Origin of the sequence: Actinomadura verrucosospora, assembly GCF_039540335.1 — a bacterium.
Taxonomy (GTDB): domain Bacteria; phylum Actinomycetota; class Actinomycetes; order Streptosporangiales; family Streptosporangiaceae; genus Spirillospora; species Spirillospora verrucosospora.
The window spans coordinates 1-554 of sequence record NZ_BAABEV010000126.1; the positions used below are offsets into that span (position 1 = coordinate 1).

Sequence of the window (554 nt, forward strand, 5' to 3'; positions counted from 1 at the left end):
CTGATATTTTAGATTCTGCATTATTAAGACCTGGAAGATTTGATAGACAAGTTTCTGTAGATGTACCAGATTTTAAAGGCAGGTTAGCAATTCTTGAAGTTCATGCTAAAAATAAGAAAATGGAACCTAAAGTATCTTTAGAAACCATTGCCAGAAGAACTCCCGGCTTTTCAGGAGCTGATTTAGCTAACTTACTAAATGAGGCTGCTATCTTAACGGCTCGACGAAGAAAAAATGCAATGACTATGTCTGAAATTGATACATCAATTGATCGAGTAGTAGCCGGGATGGAAGGCACTCCTTTAATTGACAGTAAAAGCAAAAGATTAATTGCGTATCACGAAGTGGGTCACGCAATAATAGGCAGTTTATTAGAGCATCATGATCCTGTGCAAAAAGTTACATTAATACCAAGAGGGCAAGCAAGAGGCTTAACTTGGTTTACTCCTAGTGATGATCAAAGTCTAATATCAAGATCTCAAATACTAGCCCGTATCGTAGGTGCTCTTGGTGGCAGAGCTGCAGAAGAAATCATTTTCGGTGACGCAGAAGTT

Annotated in this window: 1 pseudogene; it reads left to right on the forward strand. The window is 38.4% G+C overall.

Annotated features, from left to right (window positions below):
- Positions 1-554: pseudogene (locus ABD944_RS42255) on the forward strand (cell division protein FtsH); the annotation flags it as partial.